This window comes from Faunimonas sp. B44 (assembly GCF_052655945.1).
Genome location: NZ_JBQYEX010000016.1, coordinates 1 through 21,766 on the forward strand (window position 1 = coordinate 1; position 21,766 = coordinate 21,766).

Annotated in this window: 19 protein-coding genes; 7 read left to right on the plus strand and 12 right to left on the minus strand. The window is 68.9% G+C overall.

All coding sequences use genetic code 11. From position 1 onward, the window contains the following. Positions 1-185: 185 nt before the first annotated feature. The 3 genes from ACUN0C_RS17810 to ACUN0C_RS17820 form a co-directional block, all read right to left on the minus strand. The gene (locus ACUN0C_RS17810; RefSeq protein WP_445467751.1) at positions 186-494 is read right to left on the minus strand and encodes an RNA-binding S4 domain-containing protein; all 309 of its coding nucleotides are present in this window, start codon (positions 492-494) and stop codon (positions 186-188) included. After that, positions 491-3,793: a helicase-related protein gene (locus tag ACUN0C_RS17815; RefSeq protein WP_445467752.1), complete on the minus strand. Its 3,303-nt coding sequence runs from the start codon at positions 3,791-3,793 to the stop codon at positions 491-493. The genes ACUN0C_RS17810 and ACUN0C_RS17815 overlap by 4 nt, the downstream gene beginning before the upstream one ends. Before the next feature lie 320 nt (positions 3,794-4,113). Beyond that, entirely contained in the window at positions 4,114-4,863 is a 750-nt protein-coding gene (locus ACUN0C_RS17820) for a DUF3108 domain-containing protein (RefSeq protein ID WP_445467753.1), read from the minus strand. 286 nt (positions 4,864-5,149) lie between these two features. Between ACUN0C_RS17820 and rpmB the strand changes: the two genes are divergently transcribed. Together rpmB and ACUN0C_RS17830 are read left to right on the plus strand one after the other, a co-directional pair. Then, the gene (rpmB, locus tag ACUN0C_RS17825) at positions 5,150-5,452 is read left to right on the plus strand and encodes a 50S ribosomal protein L28 (RefSeq protein WP_445467754.1); all 303 of its coding nucleotides are present in this window, start codon (positions 5,150-5,152) and stop codon (positions 5,450-5,452) included. Positions 5,453-5,459: 7 nt separating this feature from the next. Further along, a complete protein-coding gene (locus ACUN0C_RS17830) occupies positions 5,460-6,086 on the plus strand; it encodes a VUT family protein (RefSeq protein WP_445467755.1) in 627 nt (208 codons plus the stop codon). 3 nt (positions 6,087-6,089) lie between these two features. Here ACUN0C_RS17830 and ACUN0C_RS17835 read toward each other — a convergent pair whose 3' ends face one another. From ACUN0C_RS17835 to ACUN0C_RS17850, 4 genes are read right to left on the minus strand one after another with little or no spacing between them, the layout of a single operon-like run. Continuing rightward, entirely contained in the window at positions 6,090-7,082 is a 993-nt protein-coding gene (locus tag ACUN0C_RS17835; protein ID WP_445467756.1) for an esterase-like activity of phytase family protein, read from the minus strand. Continuing rightward, positions 7,079-8,959 carry a cobaltochelatase subunit CobT gene (gene cobT, locus ACUN0C_RS17840; protein ID WP_445467757.1) on the minus strand — a complete coding sequence of 627 codons (1,881 nt, stop codon included), beginning with the start codon at positions 8,957-8,959 and terminating at the stop codon, positions 7,079-7,081. The genes ACUN0C_RS17835 and cobT overlap by 4 nt, the downstream gene beginning before the upstream one ends. A 4-nt stretch (positions 8,960-8,963) precedes the next feature. Beyond that, complete coding sequence (cobS, locus tag ACUN0C_RS17845) at positions 8,964-9,950, minus strand: cobaltochelatase subunit CobS (RefSeq protein ID WP_445467758.1); 987 nt, start codon at positions 9,948-9,950, stop codon at positions 8,964-8,966. Positions 9,951-10,009: 59 nt separating this feature from the next. Then, a complete protein-coding gene (locus ACUN0C_RS17850) occupies positions 10,010-10,633 on the minus strand; it encodes a J domain-containing protein (RefSeq protein ID WP_445467759.1) in 624 nt (207 codons plus the stop codon). Positions 10,634-10,700: 67 nt separating this feature from the next. On the opposite strand from ACUN0C_RS17850, the gene ACUN0C_RS17855 reads away from it, so the two are divergent. Then, the gene (locus ACUN0C_RS17855) at positions 10,701-10,982 is read left to right on the plus strand and encodes a BolA family protein (protein ID WP_445467760.1); all 282 of its coding nucleotides are present in this window, start codon (positions 10,701-10,703) and stop codon (positions 10,980-10,982) included. Between the two features lie 2 nt (positions 10,983-10,984). Here the strand turns inward: ACUN0C_RS17855 and ACUN0C_RS17860 are convergent, their stop codons facing one another. Genes ACUN0C_RS17860 through ACUN0C_RS17870 form a run of 3 tightly spaced genes read right to left on the minus strand, consistent with a single transcriptional unit; the run spans position 10,985 to position 13,979 of the window. Continuing rightward, entirely contained in the window at positions 10,985-12,262 is a 1,278-nt protein-coding gene (locus ACUN0C_RS17860; protein ID WP_445467761.1) for an HlyC/CorC family transporter, read from the minus strand. 2 nt (positions 12,263-12,264) lie between these two features. Next, entirely contained in the window at positions 12,265-13,392 is a 1,128-nt protein-coding gene (gene aroB / locus ACUN0C_RS17865; RefSeq protein ID WP_445467762.1) for a 3-dehydroquinate synthase, read from the minus strand. Then, positions 13,389-13,979, minus strand: coding sequence for a shikimate kinase (locus ACUN0C_RS17870; protein WP_445467763.1), 591 nt, complete (start codon positions 13,977-13,979; stop codon positions 13,389-13,391). The genes aroB and ACUN0C_RS17870 overlap by 4 nt, the downstream gene beginning before the upstream one ends. Positions 13,980-14,100: 121 nt before the next feature. On the opposite strand from ACUN0C_RS17870, the gene ACUN0C_RS17875 reads away from it, so the two are divergent. The 4 genes from ACUN0C_RS17875 to ACUN0C_RS17890 all read left to right on the plus strand — a co-directional run bounded on the left by ACUN0C_RS17875 (position 14,101) and on the right by ACUN0C_RS17890 (position 17,652). Beyond that, a complete protein-coding gene (locus tag ACUN0C_RS17875) occupies positions 14,101-14,244 on the plus strand; it encodes a histidine kinase (RefSeq protein WP_445467764.1) in 144 nt (47 codons plus the stop codon). Positions 14,245-14,246: 2 nt separating this feature from the next. Further along, positions 14,247-15,194 (plus strand): site-specific tyrosine recombinase XerD, encoded by a 948-nt coding sequence (locus ACUN0C_RS17880; RefSeq protein ID WP_445467765.1) that lies wholly within the window; start codon positions 14,247-14,249, stop codon positions 15,192-15,194. A 101-nt stretch (positions 15,195-15,295) separates the two neighbouring features. Beyond that, positions 15,296-16,252 (plus strand): acetyl-CoA carboxylase carboxyltransferase subunit alpha, encoded by a 957-nt coding sequence (locus tag ACUN0C_RS17885; RefSeq protein ID WP_445467766.1) that lies wholly within the window; start codon positions 15,296-15,298, stop codon positions 16,250-16,252. Positions 16,253-16,407: 155 nt separating this feature from the next. Further along, positions 16,408-17,652: a L,D-transpeptidase family protein gene (locus ACUN0C_RS17890; RefSeq protein ID WP_445467767.1), complete on the plus strand. Its 1,245-nt coding sequence runs from the start codon at positions 16,408-16,410 to the stop codon at positions 17,650-17,652. Positions 17,653-17,726: 74 nt separating this feature from the next. Here the strand turns inward: ACUN0C_RS17890 and ACUN0C_RS17895 are convergent, their stop codons facing one another. Together ACUN0C_RS17895 and secA are read right to left on the minus strand one after the other, a co-directional pair. Further along, the gene (locus ACUN0C_RS17895) at positions 17,727-18,920 is read right to left on the minus strand and encodes an MFS transporter (protein WP_445467768.1); all 1,194 of its coding nucleotides are present in this window, start codon (positions 18,918-18,920) and stop codon (positions 17,727-17,729) included. Between the two features lie 105 nt (positions 18,921-19,025). Next, positions 19,026-21,740 (minus strand): preprotein translocase subunit SecA, encoded by a 2,715-nt coding sequence (gene secA / locus ACUN0C_RS17900; RefSeq protein ID WP_445467769.1) that lies wholly within the window; start codon positions 21,738-21,740, stop codon positions 19,026-19,028. Positions 21,741-21,766 lie beyond the last annotated feature (26 nt).

The following is a 21,766-nucleotide window of genomic DNA, read 5'->3' on the forward strand; positions in this document are numbered from 1 at the left end:
ACAGTTCTCGGTGACCACATAGGTCATGGCTGGCTCCGGCTCGGACGATCGCTAGGCGGCGTAGCAAGTTTCGGGGCGCCGCCGCAAGGGACGTTCGCGCGCTTGCGAGGGCGGCCGGAGAAACGCATTCCAAGGCGGCCCCGGTGGACGTCATCTGCCGCGCAGATGCGACGCCGGCAGCCCCGTCAGAGACCCTCCGACGGCTCCGCACCGCCGTCGCGCCTGTCCGTCTCGTGATCCCTGTAAAGCAGCGCCGCCTGCTCGGCGGAGCCGCGTCGGTCCGCGAGCGCGAGTACGTGAACCACGCGGATCGCGCGCCCGAGGGCAATGGTGAGAACGTCGCCGGGGCGCACGAGGCGGCTCGACGCCTCGACCTTGTCGCGGTTGACCCGCAGGCTTCCCTCGTCGATCAGCCGCTGCGCGCCGGTTCGCGTGCGGACGAAACGGGCGTGCCAGAGCCATTTGTCGATGCGCTGCCCGTCCGGGGCATTCATCGCTTGCGGGTATCCTCCAGCGCCTTCTTCAGGGAGGCGAGGGCGGCGAACGGGCTGTCGGGGTCGGGCTGCCGCTCGCGCCGGGTCTGTTCGCGCGGACGCTCCTGCCGCTCGGGGCGGTATCCGCCGCCCTTGCGGCCCTGCCGCTCGTCCCGGGACGGTCGCCCATCGCGATCGGGACGGTCCTGGCCCGGCGCGCGCTCGGGCTGGTCGCGCCGTTCCGCCCGATCGCGGCGCTCGCCCCGCTCCGGCCGGCTCTCGCGCGCCGGCCGCTCGCCTGGCTGGGACGGCGAACGGGCTTCGCCGGTGGTCGAACCCTGGCGGCCCTGCTTCTGCGGCCGGCCCGAGCCACGGGCATTCCTGTTGCGGTCGCGGCCCCGGCCATAGGACGGCCGCCACACCTCTACGAGTTCGGCTTCGCCGCCCGCGGCATCGTCTGCCACTTCGGGGGACCCGGGGACAAGCGCGGGCTCGTCCGCCTTCTCCGCACCATCGGTTTCTGCGGGTTCCGGGGGCGCAGCGCCCGCTTCCTCGGCAGTGGCGGCCTGGTCCGACGCGATGGGCTCCGGACCCGGCGCCCCTTCCGGCGCGTGCCCGGCCGCAATCGAGGCGGCTTCGGCGATGTCGAGCGCGCCGGCGCCTACGGCATCGGTGAGCGTGTCGGCCTCCGGCTCGGTCCCATCGGCCGTTCCAGCGATCACGTCCGCCAGCTCCAGATCGGGCTCGGCTGCCTGCGCTTCACCGCCTTCTGCCGAAGGAGCTCCGCTGGCGTCCGCCTCCAAATCGGGCGAGGCTTCCGCACCCGGCGCGGTCTGTACAGGAGCCTCGGGCTCGGGAGCGGGCTTCGGGCGGCGCTCCATGCGGTAGCCGAGCCCGGTCAGGATCACGGCCATGTCCTCGCCCGACGCCCCGAGAAGCGATGTCATCGCCGGCGTGACGGTGAAGCCGCCGCCGGGGAAGATGCCGTCCGGCTTCATGCCCGGCGCGCCCGGCCGCCAGGCGAGCGCCGGCCGGATCAGGTCTGCGAGCCGTTCCAGGATGTCGATCCTGACGGCGCGCCTGCCGTAGCTTCGGAAGCCGAACCGCTGATAGACCTCGGGATCGAAGCTCGGGTCGACGCTCGCCGAGGTGCGACCCGAGCTCGAGATGGTGGACATTTCGGGCAGGCCGGGCACCTCGCCGTCGCGGTGCTTCAAGGCCCAGAGCTGCGCGGCGAGCGTGCTCGGCCCCGGCTTCAGGAGGCCCGGGATGTAGAGGTGATGCGCGCCGAAGCGAACGCCGTGGCGCCGCAGGCTCGCACGGGCGTCCTGGTCGAGGCCGCGGACCTCGTCGGCCACGTCGCGCCGGTCCAGAATGCCGAAGTTCTCGACGAGCCGGAAGGCGAGACCGCGGGCCATCCCGGTCAGCGCCTGATCCTCGCCAAGGTCGACGAGCGGCTTCAGCACGGCCCCGACATGGGTCGAGATCCACGAGCTGATCCGGTTCTCGACGAGCTCGCGCCCGGGCCCCGAAAGCTGTTCGTCGACCAGCAGCACCGCGCGCGGCTTCAGGGCGTGCTCGCCAGCGACGAGGCGGGCGACCGGTTCGCCGCGCCAGCGCAGATGATTGTCGAAAGCGAGGACGATCTCGCCGTCGCCGGCCTTGGCAAGGCGTTCGGCACGGTCCACGAGCGCGGTCGACAAGGCCTTCTGCGCCGCTCCCCGGAGCGCCTTGGCGTCGGCGCCCTCGGCGCCCGCATCCGGCGTGAACCGGAAGCCCTGAAGGCTCCCGACGTGCTGGCCTTCCACCAGGACGTCGCCGGAGGCTGTGATCTCGGCCTCGAGCATCGCGTTCTCCCTAAGGCGGCGCATGAGCACGCTCGTGCGCCGGTCGACAAATCGTTGGGTCAGGCGTTCGTGGAGAGCATCGGAGAGTGCGTCCTCCGCTGCCTTCGTCGCATCGCGCCAATGCGCCGGATCCGCAAGCCAATTCGGCTGATTTGCCACGAATGTCCATGTCCGGATATGCGCGATGCGGCTCGACAGCGCGTCGATGTCGCCCTCCGTATGGCTGGCATGTCGCACCTGGGAGGCGATCCAGTCGTCGGGAACGACGCCGCCGTCGGCCACGAAACGGAAGATGTCGCCGACCAGCTGGGCGTGCTGCGCGGGCGCGATCCGGCGGTAGTCGGGAAGACGGCAGACGTCCCACAGGCGCCGGACATTGTCGCTCCCGCGCGCGAGCTCGGCCACATCCTCGTCGCGCGCAAGCATCTCGAGCGCGACCTGATCGTCGGCCGGCGGCGCCTTGGTCAGGCCTTCGACGTCGGGCGGTTCGTCGAGGCTCGCTTTCAATGCGGCCAGCCTGGAGAAGTCGAGCGCATCGCTGCGCCATTGCAGCGTTCGGACGGGCTCGAAGCGGTGCGTTTCGATCGCCTCGACGAGCGCGTCCGGAAACGGGTCGACGCGGCCGGTGACGCCGAACGTGCCGTCGCGCATGTGCCGACCCGCACGTCCGGCGATCTGCGCCAGTTCCGCCGCCAAGAGGTCGCGGAACTGGTAGCCGTCGAACTTCCGGTGCGCGGCGAAGGCGACGTGATCGAGGTCGAGGTTGAGGCCCATCCCGATCGCGTCGGTCGCAACCAGGAAGTCGACGTCGCCCGACTGGAAGATCTCGACCTGCTTGTTGCGCGTGCGCGGCGAGAGCGCGCCGAGCACGACCGCGGCGCCCCCGCGCTGGCGGCGGATCAGCTCCGCGACCGCATAGACCTCGTCGGCGGAGAACGTCACCACCGCGGACCGCTCGGGAAGCCGGGTGAGCTTCTTCTGCCCGCTATAGCTCAGGACCGACATGCGGGGCCGGGTGATGATCTGCACCCCGGGCAGGAGCTGCTCGATGATGCCGCGCATCGTGCCGGCGCCGAGGAGCAGCGTCTCCTGGCTTCCGCGCAGGTTCAGGATCCGATCGGTGAAGACGTGCCCGCGCTCGAGGTCGGCGGCGATCTGGACCTCGTCGATCGCGACGAAGGTGGCGTCCGTCTCCCGCGGCATCGCCTCCACGGTGGAGACCCAGTAGCGGGGCCGCTCCGGGACGATCTTCTCTTCGCCGGTGACGAGCGCGACCTGGTCGATCCCGGCGCGCTGGGCGACGCGGCCGTAGACTTCGCGCGCGAGGAGGCGAAGCGGCAGGCCGATGACGCCCGTCTCGTGGCCGAGCATGCGCTCGATCGCAAGATGCGTCTTGCCGGTGTTGGTCGGCCCGAGGACCGCTGTGACGTTCCGGGCGCTCCAGCGCCGGGAACGGGCGTTCTGCGAATTCATGCGACGATCAGTGCGATTTCAGGCCGAGGGGGGCAGGGGGCGAGCCGCGGCGACCGCGCTGCCGCCCGTGACGCAAGCCGGTTGGTGCGAAAAGGCGCGGGGAGGCGCCCGCCGCGGGGACCGTCATGGGATAGGGGCGGGGGTCCATCCGGCCATCACCTGCCCCGAAAGATTCGCGCATTCCAGCCGGTCCCAACATGCTTTCCGCGCCCCGTGCGTTGGATATAGGCGATCGGGCGTGGTTTGACACGCAAATTGGGACCGTCGCCGGCAATGGGACCCGCCATGCGGTATGCGCGGGAGCGCCGGTCAGGTGCGGGTCACTGCAGCGCAATCCGTTCGGCGCGCAGCACGAGAGGACCCATTCCGGTGGCGACCCGCAGCCGGACAGGCAGGGCCAGGCCGGCGGGCGCGATGGGCGCCAGCCAGATCTCCATGTCGCGGTTCTCGGCGAGCTGCTTGATCGTGCGGCGGTTCGCCCGGTGGCCGGCGATGGGGACGTAGCGGATCGCGCAGACCTGCGCCGGGCCCGCATATCCGTCGACCGACCTCACGGTTTCGGTCCGGCTGTAGCTCAGCACGATATCGAAGCGCTGCCTGCCGTCGAACACGGGCACGGTCCGCTCGCAGATCTCCGGGCCGGAGGCGCCGTTCAGCGGGACGACGATCGCGCTCGCGGGATCGAGCACGCTCCGCAAGTCGCCGTCGGAGAGGGGAACGCGGTTCCTGCGGTGCCTCGGGCGGTCCGGCTCGATCGATGCCGCGGCGATCGCGTCGCGGGAGAAGCTGATTGTGACCGTCTCGGATTCGTCGCCGGTCGTGATCGCCTGCCGGTACGACACCGGGCTCGGCGCCGGCCCCGGGATCGCTCCGGCGGCGCTGATCGAGCTCCTTGCGTTCGAGAGCAGCCGACTCAGGCCGCCGACGCCGCCCTGGCCGGCGATCCGATAGGCGGAGCCGTCCGTCTCGATCCTGAGGCTGGCGCTGCCGACGGGCAGCCCGATGAGGGAGGCGTTGTAGCGCGCCTCGATGGTCGCTGCCGCGGCCGCATGCGAACAGAGCGCGAGCATCGCCGCTGCAGCCGCGAGGCCGGGTTGCCGGAGACCGGATTGCCGCTTCCCACGATCGCGCACGGTAATCCCTCTCGCCTATGCCACAGAGGTGCGGCTAGAGCCGGATTGGGCCGAAACTGCGGCGTTGCGGCCGTCGCCCGTCACCTGCCATTCGCTTGACCTCCCGCGGCGGCGTCACTATACGAGGCCAATTCCGGAAACAGATCGGTTCGGCCGGCGCTTCCGTGCATCCTGCGCGAAGCGCGTTGTCCATTGGCCGGACCCGAGAGCGAAGAGGTTTATCATGGCGCGCCGCTGCGAACTGACCGGCAAGGCCGTGCTGACCGGCAACAATGTGAGCCACGCGAACAACAAGTCGCGCCGCCGGTTCCTGCCCAATCTGTGCAACGTGTCGCTCGCCAGCGAGACGCTCGGCCGCACCGTGCGCCTGCGGATCGCCGCGGCCGCGCTGCGCAGCGTCGAGCACCGGGGCGGCCTCGACGCCTTCCTGCTGAAGGCGCGGGAGGATGACCTTTCCCCGAAGGCGCAGCTGATTCGCCGCGAGATCATGAAGAAGCAGGCCGAGGCGGAAGCCTCCGCCGCCTGAGCCTCCGATGACCACCGCGCTGCGGGGCTTCACGGTCGCCGTCGCCGCGATGGCGACCGTCGTGGTCGCCTCGAACATCCTGGTCCAGTACCCGGTCGAGGCCTCGATCGGGCGGCTGGAGCTGGCCGACATCCTGACCTTCGGCGCGTTCACCTATCCGGTCTCGTTCCTCGTCGTCGATCTCACGAACCGCAATCTCGGACCGGCCGCCGCACGCCGCGTCGTCCTCGTCGGCTTCGCGATCGCGGTCGTGCTGTCGATCCTGCTCGCCACACCGCGCATAGCGGTCGCGTCGGGATCGGCGTTTCTTGCGGCGCAGTTCCTGGACATCGCCGTCTTCGACCGGCTGCGCCGGCAGGCCTGGTGGAAGGCGCCCGCGATCTCGAGCCTCTTCGGTTCGGCGCTCGACACGCTCATCTTCTTCTCGCTCGCCTTCGCGCCGGCCTTCGCGGTGCTGGGGGGCGGCGACGCCTTCGCGACCGAATGGGCGCCGCTCTTCGGCGTGCTCGGCGCGGAAGCGCCGCGCTGGGTGTCCTGGGCGCTCGGCGACTTCGCCGTCAAGATGATGATGATGGGCCTCGCGCTCCTGCCGTACCGCGTCGTGGCGGACGCCACCCGGCCGGTCGCGGCCTGACGGTCAGTCGTCCGCAAGGGCGAACTGCAGGATCAGCGTCCGCTGCAGGATGCTCTTGTTGTCGTCCGACACGATCGTGAGCACGACGCGGCCGTCCCGGTCCTCGTGGACGGCCAGGCCTTCCATGTTGTCGATCTGCTCCGTCATGCCGGCCTCGACGAGCACCTCGCCGTCGAGCTCCGCGCCGTCTCGGATCGCGCTGCCGTCGATGCGGCGGATGCGCATCGCCACGCCGGAGATCGGGGTGAAGCGCCGCTCCAGGATCAGAAGGTCGCCGTCCGGCAGGAAGCGCGCACTCGTGACGTCGAACGCGTCGCGCCGGCGAATGGCGAAGGATCCGCCGCCGAGGATCCAGCCCGGCACGGTCTCGCTCCCGCCATCGCGGGCCCGTTCCGCGACGATCACCGCCCGCCCCGCGAGCGGCGAACCTGCGGGTGCGTAGGCGACGCTCTCGAGGCCCCGATTGTAGCGGAGGTTCCTCGCGGCCTCGGGCACGTCGACCGGCTCGAGGTCGGCCGGCCAGCCGTCATCGAGCCGGAAGCTGAGGAGGGGGGTGGCCCGCCGCTCCATCGCGATCAGGCCGCGCGAGGGATCCGCCGGATCGAGCGCGATGTCCTCGGCGTCCGCTTCGTGCTTGGAGCGCGGATCGTCGAAGAGCGGCCGGATGCGGGCGTCGTTCAGGCCGGAGAGCGTGCCGTCCTCGTAGGCGAGGTTGCCCCTCACGACATAGCCGTCGTCGGAAACCATGGTGACCGTCCGGCCTTCGGCATCGATCTCGATGCCGGAAAGCCCGCCGAAACGCCGGTCGCGCGAAGTGAGGTCGATGCCGCCGAGGAACTCGAGAGCCCCGAAGCGGGTGGTCTCGCGAGCGATGCCGAAGCGCTCGATCGTCCGGACGTTCAGGGCGATCGGGTCGCCGGCAAACGCTGCCGCAGGGGCATGGACGGCGGCGAGAAGGAGGAGGACGACCGCCGCCCGCCTGGCGCTCTTCCTCACGCGGCGCGCGTTCCCGCCTGCCGCGCAGCCGGCGCCGGCGGAGCGCTGTCGAAGAGCTCGGCGAGCTTGTCCGTCATCGCGCCGGCGAGTTCCTCCGCATCGACGATGGTAACGGCCCGGCTGTAATAGCGCGTCACGTCGTGACCGATGCCGATCGCGATCAGTTCCACCGGCGAGCGCTTCTCGATCTGCTCGATCACGTGCCTGAGGTGCCGCTCGAGATAGTTGCCGCTGTTGACCGAGAGCGTCGAATCGTCGACCGGCGCGCCGTCGGAGATGACCATCAGGATCCGGCGCTGCTCCGGCCGTCCCATCAGCCGTCGGAACGCCCATTCGAGCGCCTCGCCGTCGATGTTCTCCTTGAGGAGGCCCTCGCGCATCATCAGGGCGAGATTCCGGCGCGCACGGCGCCACGGCGCATCGGCCGCCTTGTAGACGACGTGGCGGAGGTCGTTGAGGCGGCCCGGATGCTGGGGCTTGCCGGCGCGCAGCCATTCCTCGCGCGACTGCCCGCCCTTCCAGGCGCGCGTGGTGAAGCCGAGGATCTCGACCTTCACGCCGCAGCGCTCGAGCGTTCGCGCCAGGATGTCGGCGCAGGTCGCCGCGACCGTGATCGGGCGGCCGCGCATCGAGCCGGAATTGTCGAGGAGCAGCGTCACCACCGTGTCGCGGAAATCCGTGTCGCGCTCCTGCTTGAAGGAGAGCGCGGAGAACGGGTCGGTGACGACGCGCGTCAGCCGCGCCGGGTCGAGCAGCCCTTCCTCGAGATCGAAATCCCAGGCGCGGTTCTGCTGTGCGAGCAGCTTCCGCTGCAGCCGGTTGGCGAGACGGGCGACGGCACCGTGGAGCGTCGCGAGCTGCTTGTCGAGGAAGCTCCGCAGGCGGTCGAGCTCCTCGGGCGGGCAGAGATCCTCGGCGTGGATGATCTCGTCGTAGCGGGTGGTGAAGACCTTGTAGTCGACCTGCGGTTCGTTCTGGCGCCGCCAGTCGGGGCGGCGCGTCTCCCCGGACGGCTCGCGATCGGCCGAGGAATCCTCGTCCTCTGCATTCTCCGCGTCGGTCGCCACATCCTCGGCTTCGCCGAGGTCGTCCTCGTCGCCGGTCGTCTCGCTCTCGCCTTCGACGTCCTGGTCCTGCGCGTCCTGCTCGGACGTGCCGCGGGCGGCTTCGTTGCGCTCGGCCTGGTTCTCCGTGTCGTCGCCGGTGTTTTCTTCCTCGCTGTCGCTGCCCGTGCCGAGCTCGTCGGCCATCTCGAGCGAGACGAGCATGTCGCGCACGATCTCGCCGAAGCCGCCCTGGTCGTCGAGGCTGTCGATCAGCCGGTCGAGGTCGCCGCCGGCCTTGTCCTCGATGTGGTCGCGCCAGAGGTCGACGACCCGCTTCGCGCTCGCGGGCGGCGGGTTTCCGGTCAGCCGCTCGCGCACCATCATCGCGACGGCGTCCTCGATCGGGGCCTCGGCCCGCTCCGCGACCTCGTCGAGATTGCTGCGGTGGTACTTGTCCTGGAGCATCGCGGCGATGTTGGCCCGCATGCCGTCCATCCGAAGCGAGCCGATCGCCTCGCAGCGGGCCTGCTCCACGGCATCGAAGACGGCGCGCGCGAGCGGGCCCTCCGGCGCGAGCTTCCGGTGCACCTTCGCGTCGTGGCAGGCGAGGCGGAGGGCCATCGAATCGCCGAGCCCGCGCGTGATCGCCGCGTCCTGCGCAGAGAGACGGCGCGGCGGCTCGGGCAGGCGCATCTTGTTGCCGGCGAGCATCGGCCGGTCGGCGGCATAGACGACCTCGAGGTCGCGGTCGCCGGCGACCGCGCGCGTGCAGGCGGCAACGGCGCGCTTGAACGGCTCGGTCGGGCTCTCGCGCCTCTTGCCGGTGCTCATCGGATCAGCTCAGGACGACGTTCGCGGTCGATTCCGGCAGCTCGGCGCCGAAGCAGCGCTGGTAGAACTCGGCCACGAGCGGACGCTCCAGCTCGTCGCACTTGTTGAGGAACGTGACGCGGAAGGCGAAGCCGAGATCGCCGAAGATGTCGGCGTTCTCCGCCCAGGTGATGACCGTGCGGGGGCTCATCACGGTCGACAGGTCGCCGTTCACGAAGGCGTTGCGGGTCATGTCGGCGAGCCGGACCATGCGACCGGCGCGCTCCCGGCCCTGCGGCGTGCGCAGATGCGTCGCCTTGGCGAGCACGATGTCCACTTCCTTATCGTGCGGCAGGTAGTTGAGCGTCGTGACGATCGACCAGCGGTCCATCTGGCCCTGGTTGATCTGCTGGGTGCCGTGATAGAGGCCCGACGTGTCGCCGAGCCCGACCGTGTTGGCGGTGGCGAACAGCCGGAAGGCGGGATGCGGCCGGATCACCCGGTTCTGGTCGAGGAGCGTCAGGCGGCCGGAGACCTCCAGCACGCGCTGGATCACGAACATCACGTCCGGGCGGCCGGCATCGTATTCGTCGAACACCAGCGCCGTGTTGGTCTGCAGCGCCCATGGCAGGATGCCGTCGCGGAACTCCGTGACCTGCATGCCGTCGCGGATCACGATTGCGTCCTTGCCGATCAGGTCGATCCGGCTGATGTGGCTGTCGAGGTTGATGCGGACGCAGGGCCAGTTGAGCCGGGCCGCGACCTGCTCGATATGGGTCGACTTGCCTGTGCCGTGGTAGCCGGTGACCATGACACGGCGGTTGCGCGCGAAACCGGCGAGGATCGCAAGCGTCGTCTCGCGGTCGAACAGATAGTCCGGATCGAGATCCGGCACGTGCTCGGCCGTTTCCGAAAAGGCGGGCACCTCGAGTTCGGATTCGATCCCGAAGACCTGCCGCACGGAAACGGTCATGTCCGGCACCGCAATGGAGCTTTCGGCTGCTTCGATCATGGAATCCTCTCTGGGCCGGCCGAGGCTCGGGCCGCGTCGCTGGCTGGATCGGCTCCGCTCTAGCAGAAACCGACGCTCTTTAGATAGTTATGCGCCTCGATGATTTCCCGCAGCCGGTCCTCGAACGAGCGGTCGCCGCCGTTCGCATCGGGATGGTTGCGCTTCACGAGGAGCTTGAATCGCGCCTTGATCTCCGCGGGCGTCGCGGTCGCGTCGAGGCCGAGCGTCCCGAGCGCCTTTCGCTCCATGTTGCGCACGTTCCGCGGCTCCTCCCGTTCGGGCGCGCGGGCGCGGAAGTTGCCGCCGATGATGTCGAACGGGTCCTCGGCCGGCCCGGTCCATCCGAACTTCGCGCGTCCGCCCATCGGAGGCGCCTGTTCGGGCCGGGCAGCACCCATCTTCCAGGTCGGCCGGTGGCCGATCGAGGCGTCCTTCTGGTAGGCTTGGACCGCGATGTCGTCCATGCCGGAGAAGTAATTGTAGGTCTTGTTGTAGGCCCGCACGTGATCGAGGCAGAACCAGAAATACTCGCCCTCGGCGTGGCGGCCCTTCGGCGCGCGGTACTCACCCGCGAGCGCGCAGCCTTCCGCATCGCACGCGCGGAGCTCGACCGCCGGCGCCGGCTGCTGCTGGCGCGGGCCGCGCGTCCTGATCTTGTCGAAAAAGGCCGATTCAAGCTTCATCGACGCCACTATGCCTCATGCCCTTTCCACCCCTCAAGACACCCGGCGACCCGGAGTTCCGATCCAGATGACCATGAAGACACGCATCGAGACCAAGCTGACGGAAGCCCTGGCGCCGCGGCGCCTGACCGTCGTGGACGAGTCGCATCTGCACGCCGGTCATGCGGGCCACCGGCCCGGCGGCGAAACCCATTTCCGCATCGAGATCGTCTCGGATGCGTTCGAAGGCAAGAGCCGGCTCGAACGGCACCGGCAGATCAATGCGATCCTGGCGGCCGAACTGGCGGACAGGGTCCATGCCCTGGCAATCCGCGCGCATGCGCCGAGCGAATCTTCAGCGGAAACGTGACGTCAGATGGCGCCTGCGGCGTCTGATCGCAAGGGCGCCACGCGCAGCTGCGTGATGCGGTTGCGGGCCTTGCGGAGGACCTTGAAGCGATAGCCGTGGAAGGTGAATTCCTGCCCCGGCTCCGGAATCGTGTGCGCCTCGTGGATGACCAGCCCGGCGATCGTCGTCGCCTCCTCGTCGGGGAGCGACCAGTCGAGGGCACGGTTCAGGTCACGCACGGGCACCGAGCCGTCGACGATGATGGTGCCGTCCGATTGCGGCCGCACACCCTGGATCTCGACATCGTGCTCGTCGGCGATGTCCCCGACGATCTCCTCGAGGATGTCCTCAAGGCTGAGGAGGCCCATGACCTCCCCGTATTCGTCGACCACGAGCGCGATGTGGGCCTTGCGGCGCAGGAACTCGTTGAGTTGCGCCTGGACCGACGTCGTGTCCGGCACGAACCAGGCCGGGGAGGCGACATTCATCACGTCGACGGCGTTCGGATCGCCCTTTGCGGCAGCAAGGGCCCTCAGATAATCCTTCGTGTGAAGAACGCCGACGATATTCTCGGGCTCGTCGCGCCAGAGCGGAAGACGCGTATAGGGGCTGGTCATCGCCATTTCAGCAAGCTTTTCAGGCGGATCGTCGACGTTGATCATCTTCATGTTCATGCGGTGGACCATGACGTCCGAGACCTCGAGGTCGCGCAGGTCGAGAACGCCGCCGAACATGTCGCGGTCGCCCTTCTGGACGCTGCCCTCGCGGTGGAGAAGGTCGACCGTGCCGCGCAGCTCCTCGTGGGGCGAGACGAGCATGTTGCCGGTGGCATCGACGCCGAAGCGTCTCAGGATGACGTTGACGATGCGCTGAACCGTCAGGACGACCGGCGCAAAGACGATCACGACGATCCGGATGACCGGGGCCACGCGCAGCGCGAAGCGCTCGGGGACCGTGATCGCCCACGTCTTGGGAAGCACCTCGCCGAATACGAGGACCAGCATCGTCATCACCGCCGTCGCGTAAAACACGCCGGCATCGCCGAAGAGGGCGATGAACACGCTGGTCGCCAGCGCCGAGGCCAGGATGTTCACCAGGTTGTTGCCGAGGAGGAGGGCGCCGATCAGGTGCTCCTTCTTCTCGAGCAGAGCGGTCACGATGCCTGCCCTCGGCTCGCCGCCCTTCTCAATCTGATGCAGGCGCGCCCGCGAGGCGGCGGTGAGCGCCGTCTCCGATCCGGAGAAGAACGCCGAGGTGCAGAGCAGCAGGAGGACGAAAAGGATGATGAGCGTGAGCCACATGGTCAGCCGCTGAGCTCCCTGTGCAGGAAGTCGCGCACGCGACGGGGATCGACGTCACGGGCGACGAACGCCTGCCCGATGCCGCGCGTGAGGATGAAGGTGAGGCGGCCCTGCCGGACCTTCTTGTCCTGGGCGATGTGGGTCATCAGTTCGTCGGCCGAGAACGGAGCGCCCGGAACCTGCGCGAGCGCGGTCGGGAGGCCGGCCTCGCCGAGATGACGCGCGACCCGTTCCGCATCGGCGGGCGGGGCTATCCCGAGCTCCGCGGAGAAGCGGTGCGCGAGCGCCATCCCGAGCGCGACCGCCTCGCCATGGACGAGGCGGTCCGGGTCGAAGCCGGCGGCCGCCTCGAGCGCGTGGCCGAAGGTGTGGCCGAGGTTGAGGAGCGCCCTGTCGCCCTGCTCAAGCTCGTCGAGCGCGACGATCCTCGCCTTGGTGCGGCAGCTCTCGGCGATCGCGCGGGTGCGCGCCGGGCCGCCGTCGAACACGTCCGCACGATTAGCCTCCAGCCATGCGAAGAAGCCGGCGTCGCCGAGAAGGCCGTACTTCACCACTTCGGCATAGCCGGCCGCGAACTCGCGCCGCGGCAGCGTGTCGAGTGCGGCGACGTCGGCGATGACCAGAGCCGGCTGATGGAACGCGCCGATCAGGTTCTTGCCGAACCGCGAGTTGATGCCCGTCTTGCCGCCGACGCTCGAATCCACCTGGGCGAGAAGCGAGGTCGGGACCTGAACGAAGGACATGCCGCGGCGGACGATAGCGGCGGCGAAGCCGGCGAGATCGCCGACCACGCCGCCGCCGAGCGCGACGATCGCATCGCCGCGTTCCAGGCGAGCCTCGAGCACCTCGTCGACGACCGTCTCCAGGTGCCGCATGCTCTTCGTCGCCTCGCCGGGCGGCATGACGATGGTGGTGGCATCGAGGTCGGCGGCCCGGAACGCGCGAAGCAGGGACTGGAGCTGCGCGGCGGCCACGTTCTCGTCCGTGACGATTGCGAGCCGCACCGGGCCGAGCCGGTCGCGAACCAGCATGCCGGCCTCGGCGATCAGCCCGGAGCCGATCAGAATATCGTAGCTGCGCGAGCCGAGCTCGACCCGGACCACGGCATCGGTACGTTCGTCTGTGGTCACGATGGCTTCTCTTCGTTGAGGTGGGTCTCGAGCGCGTCCAGGATCTCGGCCACGACGGCCTGGTGCGGCCCGTCGTTGGAAACGATCGCAATGTCCGCCTGTGCGTAGACCGGCTCGCGCCGTGCGAGAAGGTCCCGCATGATGCCTTCGGGATCGGGCTGCTGAAGGAGGGGGCGGTTCGACTTCTTTCGCACGCGTTCCATCAGGATGGGCAGTTCGGCCCTTAGCCAGACGGAGATTCCGTTGCCGCGGACCGCTTCCCGCGTCTCCTCCGCAATGAAGGCGCCGCCGCCGGTGGCGATCACGCCGGGGCCCTCGGCGAGGAGGCGCGTGATCACGCGGCGTTCGCCGTCCCGGAATTCGGCCTCGCCGTACGTTGCGAAGATCTCGGGGATGGTGAGGTTCGCGGCCGCCTCGATCTCCGCGTCTGCGTCCACGAACGGCAGCCTGAGGGTGGCGGCGAGGCGGCGCCCGACGCTCGTCTTTCCGGCACCCATCATGCCGACGAGGACGATGTTGCGGCGGCCGAGCCGCGCGACGATCCGGTTCGCGCGTTCGCTGTCGGCCGTCGTTTCCTCCAGTGCCATCCTGTCCTTCCCGCAAGCATCTGCAGGTGGCGTTCCGCCGAGGGCGCTGTCAAGCACGGGACCGCATCTTGAAATCGAAGCCTGCCGACGGGATAACGGACGAAACGGGGTTCCCGAGGCTATGCCAACTCTCTTCCGGTTTCTGTTCGTCATCGCGATCATCGGGGGCCTGGTCTACGGCGCCATGCTCGCCCTCGTGTTCTTCGTCGAGCCGACGCCGCAGGAGATGAGCGAGCGAATCCCGGCCAATCGACTCGACCGCTGACGATGTCCGGGCAGACCGGACGGGCGAGCCGCGACTTCGGTCTCCAGGAAGCCTTTCTCGAGATGCTCGCCGCCGAACGCGGCGCGAGCCGGAACACGCTCGACGGCTACCGGCGCGATCTCGACGATGTCCGGCAGCATTGCCGCAGCCTGGCCGCTGCGACGTCGGAGGAGATCAGGGCGTATGTGGGGAGCCTGGCGCAGCGGGGGTTCGCCGCATCGTCGCAGGCGCGGCGGCTTTCCGCGCTTCGCCAGTTCTTCCGCTTCCTGATCGAGGAGGGCGAACGGAGCGACGATCCGACCGCCGCGACGGACCGCCCCAAGACGCGCCGGCCGCTGCCGACGGTGCTCTCGGTCGAAGAGGTGGATCGTCTGCTCGCCGCTGCCCGGGACGGGGCCGGCGACGCGGAAGCTCCGCCCGGGCGGGGCGTGGCGGCGCTCCGCACCTGGGCGCTTCTGGAACTCCTCTATGCGACGGGGCTGCGCGTGTCCGAACTCGTCAGCCTCCCGGTCTCCGCCGCGCGCGCCGACAGGCCCTATCTGATCGTCCGCGGCAAGGGAGGCCGCGAGCGAGTGGTGCCGCTGAACGAGGCGGCGAAGAACGCCGTGGCGGCCTATGTGACGGCACGTTCAGGCGCGGGACGCGAACCCGGCCGCTGGCTCTTCCCCGCCGCAAGCAAGGAGGGGCACCTGACCCGCCAGGCGTTCGCGCGCGACCTCAAGGCCGTCGCCGCAAACGCCGGCCTCGACCCGGCAAAGCTGTCGCCGCATGTCCTGCGCCATGCCTTCGCCACGCACCTCCTGTCCGGCGGCGCCGATCTCCGTGCCGTGCAGACCCTGCTCGGCCATGCCGACATCGCCACGACGCAGATCTACACGCATGTCCTCGACGAAAGACTTCAGGAACTCGTCGCCGGGCACCACCCGCTGGCCGCCCGGAAGCCGTTCTGAGGAGGTGGCGGCGCGCTGCGCCTTGACTTGAGCCGACCCCCTCGCCAGTTTGCGCCGCCAAATCAGGGGCCGGCCCGACGCGGGGCCTTTGCGGGAGCCTTATGCGGACATTCCTCGATTTCGAAAAGCCGGTGGCCGACCTCGAAGGCCAGATCCAGGAGCTCAGGCGGCTCGCGGACGGCGAGGACGGCGTCTCGGTCGACGACGAGGTGGCCGCGCTCGAAGCCAAGGCGCGCGACGCGCTGAAATCCATTTACGCCAAGCTGACGCCTTGGCAGAAGACGCAGGTCGCCCGGCACCCCGACCGCCCGCATGCGCGCGAGTACCTCGATCGGCTCTTCACCGAGTTCACGCCGCTCGCCGGCGACAGGAAGTATGCCGACGACAAGGCGATCGTGGCCGGGCTCGCCCGGTTCCGCGGCCAAGCCGTCGCGGTGCTTGCCCAGGAGAAGGGGGCGGACACGCAAAGCCGCATCAAGCACAATTTCGGCATGGCACGGCCGGAGGGATACCGGAAGGCGGTCCGCTTGATGGAACTCGCCGACCGGTTCGGGCTGCCGCTGATTTCCCTCGTCGACACGGCCGGCGCCTATCCCGGCATCGGCGCGGAAGAGCGCGGCCAGGCCGAGGCGATCGCCCGGTCCACCGAGATGTGCCTGAAGATCGCGGTGCCGAGCGTCGCCGTCATCATCGGGGAGGGCGGTTCGGGCGGCGCGATCGCGATCGCCACGGCGAATCGCGTGTTCATGCTCGAGCACGCCATCTACAGCGTGATCTCGCCGGAGGGCGCCGCCTCGATCCTCTGGAAGGATTCCGCGCGCGCCCAGGACGCCGCGACCGCGATGAAGATCACCGCTTCCGACCTGATGGGCCTGAAGATCATCGACGGCGTGATCGCCGAGCCGATCGGGGGAGCGCACCGGGCGCCGTCGGACGCGATCGACCGGACCGGTCAGCGGATCGCCGAGGCGCTGGAGGAACTCGCCGGCCTTTCCCCGGACGAGCTGAGGCGGGCGCGAAGGGACAAGTTCCTCGCCATCGGCCGGTCGGTCGGCTGAATCTCCCGCCTGCGGCGCCGCGGCAACACTCTTCCCGATTCCCTTGTCTCTGCCGCAGAAAAGCCTCCGCGCCTTGCGGTAACGGTTCGTCAACGATAACGCTCGCAGAGTTGCGCCGTGTATCGGTAACGGCTATGGCGAGGGGCGGGGCATCCATGCGCACCTCTAATTCACGACACCGGCTCCTGCCGGCACTGATCGCGGCGGCGCTCTCGGCGACGCTGCTGGCATCGTGCAACGACATGACCGCGGGCATGCTGCCGAAGCATCTCGCGCCGCTGCCGTCGGCCATGAAGTCGCTGATTGCGGCGAACGGCATGGAGGAGCGGAGCCCGATCCTCATCCGGATCTTCAAGGAAGAGAACGTCCTCGAGGTCTGGAAGAAGCAGAAGGCGACCGGCCACTTCGCGCTGCTCAAGAGCTACGACATCTGCGCCTGGTCCGGGAAGCTCGGGCCGAAGATCAAGGAAGGCGACCGGCAGGCCCCGGAAGGGTTCTACACGATCACGCCGGCACAGATGAACCCGAACTCGTCCTACTACCTGTCGTTCAACCTCGGATTCCCGAACCAGTTCGACCAGTCGCACGGCCGGACGGGCAAGTTCCTGATGGTGCACGGAGCGTGCTCGTCGGCGGGCTGCTACGCGATGACGGACGAGCAGATCGCGGAGATCTACGCGATGGCCCGGCTCGCATTCGACGGCGGCCAGCGCTCCTTCCAGGTCCAGGCCTATCCGTTCCGGATGACGCCGGAGAACCTCGCCAAGCACCGCGGCGATCCGAACATGCCGTTCTGGAAGATGCTGAAGGAAGGCCACGACCATTTCGAGGTGACCGGCCAGGAGCCGAAGGTCGACGTCTGCTCGCGGCGCTACGTCTTCAATGCGGCGCCCGTGGCCGGCGTGAAGTTCAGCCCGGCGGCGGCGTGTCCCCCGATGAGCGTGCCGGACCCCATCCGCGTCGCCGTCAGCGAAAAGGCGGCCAAGGACGAGGCGAAGACGCAGATCATCGTCGCCAAGCTCGAGGCGAACGAGCTGAAGAAGATGCAGAAGGACCAGGCGCCGCAATCCGGCGGGTCGGAAACCCTGCTCGCCGGTATCTTCAAGCGGAGCGGCTCCGGCCCGGCGAACGAGGCGATGCCGTCCGTGATGGCGTATTCCAAGGCAGCTCAAGGCGGGTCGCCGCCGGTCGTCACGGCCGCGCTGGCGCCGGCCGAGCCCGGCACCACGGGCTCTGTCGCGAGGCCCGCTGCGGCTGCGAGGCCCGAGGCTGCACAGGTCGCGGCAGCGCCTGCCCCCGCAGAGCCGGTGCCGGTCGCAAACGCCTATGCCGCCACCGAGGCGTCGGAGAGTTCCGGCGGCTTCTTCGGCAGGGTCTGGAAGAAGGTCAACCCGTTCTGACCGCCGCCGTGATGCGGCCCGCCGGCTGAGGACCGCGCCCCGTCGCCGAGGCGGGTCCTTCGCGCACCGTCACGTCATTCGCCGGCTGGCAGGGGATCGGGCGTTCGTGCCTGGGACAAGGCCAGGAACGCCGCTGCGCACAGGAAGATCGCGAGCCCGGCCGACGCGGCCACGAGCAGCACGGCAACGAAGCCGCCGGCGCCGTGCAGGACCGCGATCAGCGGAACGGCGAACCCGCTCGTCGCAAATCCCAGAAAGTACCGGACGCTGAACGCGCGGGCGCGCCAATCGCCCGGCACATAGCGGGCGATCATCGCATCGTTCACCACGACCTGGCCGTAGATCGCAGCCATCGCGAGCGCGATCCCGAAGAGCATCGGAGTGCCGGTCTGGAAGGCGGCGATGCCGAGGCCGACCGGCTGCAGGACCGATAGGCCGAGGAAGAGCCTCGGAAGGGTGACGGTATCGACCAGGCGCCCGACGGTGAGCTGGGTGAGCGCTCCGACGGTGAACACGGTGGTGGCGAGCGAGCCCGTGAGCCAGAGCGGCAGCTCCGCCCCCATCCGCTCGTCCACGATCTTCGGCAGCGCGATCGTGACGATGTTGAACGTCATTCCGCCGGCGACGATCGCGAGAGCGAAGAGGCCCATGAGCATCGCCGGATGAAGGAAGCGGACGGCAGGGGCGCTCGCGGCGCCCTGTCCGGGGCGGGCGTGATCCCTCGGAACGAGCCAGAGGAATGCGATCCCGACCGCGAGGCAGACGGCACCCGGCACGAGGAAGGCGGCGCGCCAGCCGAGACTGGCTGCGAGGAAGGCGGTGACGGCGGAGGCAAGAGCGGCGCCGCCGTTTCCCCAGACGCCGTTGATGCCGAGATCGCGGCCGAGCCGGCCGGCGTTCGCAACGAGCATGGTCGACCCGACGGGATGATAGATCGCCGCGAAGGCGCCGAGCACGGTCAGCCAGAGCGCGAACTCGAACGGCCGGTCGGCGGAGGCGAGGCCGAAGCAGGACAGGCCCGAACCGATGAAGAACGCGGCGAACAGCGTCCTGCGCCCAAAGCGGTCCGACAGCGAGCCCATCGGAAGGGACAGCAGCCCGAACGCCACGAAGGCGCCCGTGGAGAGCGCGATCAGGGTGCCGTAAGACTGCCCGGTCTCGGCCGCGATGGCGAGCACGGCGGTCGGATAGATCAGCAGCAGGAAATGATCGAGCGCATGCCCCAGATTGACGAAGCGGACCGTGCGGCGGGCCAGGGCATCGGACATGAAGGGACTCCGGCGAGGTGCCCATACTAGCCCGGCACCGCGCTCCGGCAAGTGCCGCAGCAGCCGATCAGCGCCGCCGCCCTCAGACCGGCAACCTCCCGCTGCTCAGGCCTGGACGACCTGGCCGTGGCACTGCTTGAACTTCTTTCCGGAGCCGCACGGGCAGGGTTCGTTCCGCCCGACGCGGCCCCAGGTCGAAGGATCGTCCGCCTTGCGCCGGGATGCGGCCGCGGATTGCTGCTCCGCATCCGCGAGGGCGAACTCGTCCTCGCCCGTGACCGGATCGAGATGGTGGGCCTGCATGGGCGGCAGCGCCTGCTGCTCGGGCGCAGGCCGCTCGGCAATCTCGACATGTGCCATCTGCCCGACGACGGCGCGGCGGAGCGAGGCGAGCATGCTCTGGAACAGCTCGAACGCTTCGGTCTTGTACTCGTTCAAGGGATCGCGCTGGGCGTAGCCGCGGAAGCCGACCACGGAGCGGAGGTGGTCGAGCATCGCGAGGTGCTCGCGCCAGAGATGGTCGAGCGTCTGGAGCAGCATCTGCTTCTCCACCATCCGCATCAACTCGGGCCCGAAGCGCGCGGCCTTCTGCGCCATCAGGTCGTCGGAGGCGCGGGTGATGCGTTCGCGGATCTCCTCGTCGGCGATCCCTTCCTCCGTCGCCCAATCCTCGATCGGCAGATCGAGGTTCAGCTGGGCGCGGACGGCGTCGCGCAGCCCCTCCGCGTCCCACTGCTCCGCATAGGCGCGCTCCGGGATATGCTTGGAGACGATCTCGTCGATCACCTCGTGCCGCATGTCCCGCACGGTGTCGGCGATGTTGTCGCCGCTCATCAGCTCGATGCGCTGCTCGAAGACGACCTTGCGCTGGTCGTTCATGACGTTGTCGTACTTGAGCAGGTTCTTCCGGATGTCGAAGTTGTGCGCCTCGACCTTCCCCTGCGCGCGCTCGAGCGCCTTGTTGATCCAGGGATGGACGATGGCCTCGTCCTCCTTGAGCCCCAGCTTCTGCAGCATCCCGTCCATGCGGTCGGAGCCGAAGATGCGCATCAGATCGTCCTGCAGCGACAGGAAGAACTGCGAATGCCCGGGGTCGCCCTGGCGCCCGGAGCGGCCGCGGAGCTGGTTGTCGATGCGGCGGCTCTCGTGGCGCTCGGTGCCGATCACCATCAGCCCGCCGGCCTCGAGCGCCCTGGCCTTGAGCTGCTGGACCTCGTCGCGGATCGCCTGGGCCCGCGCCTCGCGTTCCGCCCCCTCCGGCATGTCGGCGAGCTCTTCCTGCAGGCGCATTTCGATATTGCCGCCGAGCTGGATGTCGGTGCCGCGGCCGGCCATATTGGTCGCGATCGTCACCGCACCGGGCTTGCCGGCCTGAGAGACGATGAACGCCTCGCGCTCATGGTGGCGGGCGTTCAGGACCTCGAAATCCTTCACGCCGGCCTTGCGGAGGCGGTCGGCCAGGAGCTCGGACTTCTCGATGGAGGTCGTGCCGACGAGCACCGGCTGGCCCCGCTCGCGGCACTCCCTGATGAGCTCGACGATCGCCTTGTACTTCTCGTCCACGGTCCGGTAGACGGCGTCGTCGTCGTCGATCCGGGCAACCTCGACGTTCGTCGGGATCTCCGCGACGTCGAGCCCGTAGATGTCCATGAACTCGTCGGCCTCGGTGGAAGCCGTTCCGGTCATGCCGGCGAGCTTCTTGTAGAGGCGGAAGTAGTTCTGGAAGGTGATCGAGGCGAGGGTCTGGTTCTCCGGCTGGATCTTGGCGTGCTCCTTCGCCTCGAGCGCCTGGTGCAGGCCCTCCGAATAGCGGCGGCCTTCCATCATCCGGCCGGTGAACTCGTCGATGATGACGACCTGGTCGTTCTTCACGATGTAGTCGCGGTCGCGCAGGAAGAGCTTGTGGGCGCGCAGCGCATTGTTGAGGTGGTGAACGATCGCCACGTTCTCGACGTCGTAGAGCGACTCGCCCCGGAGCATGCCGAGCCCGGAGAGGATCTGCTCGACCTTCTCGGTGCCTTCCTCGGTGAAGGTCGCCGATTTCACCTTCTCGTCGATCTCGTAGTCCTCGGCCGCGAGCTGCGGGATCACGGCGTCGATCGCCACGTAGAGCTCGGAACGGTCCTCGGTCGGCCCGGAAATGATGAGCGGCGTGCGCGCCTCGTCGATGAGGATGCTGTCGACCTCGTCGACGATCGCGAAATTGTGGCCGCGCTGGACCATGGAGGCGAGATTGTACTCCATGTTGTCGCGGAGGTAGTCGAAGCCGAACTCGTTGTTGGTGCCGTAGGTCACGTCGGCCGCATAGGCCTGACGCCTTTCCTCCTGCGAGAGCCCGTGCACGATGACGCCGACCGAGAGGCCGAGGAAACGGTAGATCTGGCCCATCCAGCCGGCGTCGCGGCGGGCGAGGTAATCGTTGACGGTGACCACGTGCACGCCCTTGCCGGCGAGCGCGTTCAGGTAGACCGGGAGGGTGGCGACGAGCGTCTTGCCTTCGCCCGTCTTCATCTCGGCGATCGAGCCCTCGTTGAGCACCATGCCGCCGATCAGCTGAACGTCAAAATGCCGCTGGCCGAGCGTGCGCTTCGCGGCCTCGCGCACGGTGGCGAAGGCCGGGATCAGCAGGTCGTCGACGGATGCGCCGGCGGCGATCTGCGCCCGGAAGTCGTCCGTGCGGGCGTGCAGCGCCTCGTCGCTCAGCGCTTGAAGTTCGGGTTCAAGCGCATTGATCGCGTCGACGATCGGGCGATAGCGCTTGACGCGACGGTCGCTCGATGTCCCGAAGACCATCCGGCCCAAAGTGCCCAAGCCAAGCATTAACGATCCTTCCTGCGGCGCACGGA

Excerpts from the sequence above, each read along its gene's own strand:
- ACUN0C_RS17810 (WP_445467751.1), bottom strand. The coding sequence starts at position 494 with ATGAATGCCCCGGACGGGCAGCGCATCGACAAATGGCTCTGGCACGCC.
- ACUN0C_RS17815 (WP_445467752.1), bottom strand. The coding sequence starts at position 3,793 with ATGAATTCGCAGAACGCCCGTTCCCGGCGCTGGAGCGCCCGGAACGTC.
- ACUN0C_RS17820 (WP_445467753.1), bottom strand. The coding sequence starts at position 4,863 with ATGCTCGCGCTCTGTTCGCATGCGGCCGCGGCAGCGACCATCGAGGCG.
- rpmB (WP_445467754.1), top strand. The coding sequence starts at position 5,150 with ATGGCGCGCCGCTGCGAACTGACCGGCAAGGCCGTGCTGACCGGCAAC.
- ACUN0C_RS17830 (WP_445467755.1), top strand. The coding sequence starts at position 5,460 with ATGACCACCGCGCTGCGGGGCTTCACGGTCGCCGTCGCCGCGATGGCG.
- cobT (WP_445467757.1), bottom strand. The coding sequence starts at position 8,959 with ATGAGCACCGGCAAGAGGCGCGAGAGCCCGACCGAGCCGTTCAAGCGC.
- cobS (WP_445467758.1), bottom strand. The coding sequence starts at position 9,950 with ATGATCGAAGCAGCCGAAAGCTCCATTGCGGTGCCGGACATGACCGTT.
- ACUN0C_RS17850 (WP_445467759.1), bottom strand. The coding sequence starts at position 10,633 with ATGAAGCTTGAATCGGCCTTTTTCGACAAGATCAGGACGCGCGGCCCG.
- ACUN0C_RS17855 (WP_445467760.1), top strand. The coding sequence starts at position 10,701 with ATGACCATGAAGACACGCATCGAGACCAAGCTGACGGAAGCCCTGGCG.
- ACUN0C_RS17860 (WP_445467761.1), bottom strand. The coding sequence starts at position 12,262 with ATGTGGCTCACGCTCATCATCCTTTTCGTCCTCCTGCTGCTCTGCACC.
- ACUN0C_RS17870 (WP_445467763.1), bottom strand. The coding sequence starts at position 13,979 with ATGGCACTGGAGGAAACGACGGCCGACAGCGAACGCGCGAACCGGATC.
- ACUN0C_RS17875 (WP_445467764.1), top strand. The coding sequence starts at position 14,101 with ATGCCAACTCTCTTCCGGTTTCTGTTCGTCATCGCGATCATCGGGGGC.
- ACUN0C_RS17880 (WP_445467765.1), top strand. The coding sequence starts at position 14,247 with ATGTCCGGGCAGACCGGACGGGCGAGCCGCGACTTCGGTCTCCAGGAA.
- ACUN0C_RS17885 (WP_445467766.1), top strand. The coding sequence starts at position 15,296 with ATGCGGACATTCCTCGATTTCGAAAAGCCGGTGGCCGACCTCGAAGGC.
- ACUN0C_RS17890 (WP_445467767.1), top strand. The coding sequence starts at position 16,408 with ATGCGCACCTCTAATTCACGACACCGGCTCCTGCCGGCACTGATCGCG.
- ACUN0C_RS17895 (WP_445467768.1), bottom strand. The coding sequence starts at position 18,920 with ATGTCCGATGCCCTGGCCCGCCGCACGGTCCGCTTCGTCAATCTGGGG.
- secA (WP_445467769.1), bottom strand. The coding sequence starts at position 21,740 with ATGCTTGGCTTGGGCACTTTGGGCCGGATGGTCTTCGGGACATCGAGC.